Source organism: Janthinobacterium rivuli, assembly GCF_009208735.1.
Taxonomy (GTDB): domain Bacteria; phylum Pseudomonadota; class Gammaproteobacteria; order Burkholderiales; family Burkholderiaceae_D; genus Janthinobacterium.
This window is the reverse complement of record NZ_WFLJ01000076.1, coordinates 1-354: the sequence shown is the minus strand read 5'-3', so window position 1 is coordinate 354 and position 354 is coordinate 1. Positions and strand designations below refer to the sequence as shown.

The 354-nt window shown below is 59.9% G+C and carries 1 protein-coding gene; it reads right to left on the bottom strand.

Features of this window, described 5'->3' with window-relative positions:
• Nucleotides 1-354 (bottom strand): GTP-binding protein (locus GCN78_RS28980; RefSeq protein ID WP_264372708.1); only part of this gene is annotated, 354 nt, incomplete at both ends.

Below are 354 nucleotides of genomic sequence, written 5' to 3'. Positions count from 1 at the left end.
CACCGTCAACAGCGCGCTCTGGCGTTGGGATGTAGGCATCCAGCGCATCGGCCAGACGCAACACTGCGTCAACGCCCATTTCGCCTTCTTTGCCTTCCAGCGCCATACGTGCCGAACCTTTGATGATTGGCAGGTCGTCGCCTGGGAATTCGTACTTCGACAACAGCTCGCGCACTTCCATTTCAACCAGTTCCAGCAGCTCTGCGTCGTCGACCAGGTCGCACTTGTTCAGGAACACGATGATGTATGGAACGCCAACTTGGCGGGCCAGCAGGATGTGTTCGCGGGTCTGTGGCATTGGGCCGTCAGCTGCGGAGCACACCAGAATCGCGCCGTCCATCTGGGCAGCACCGG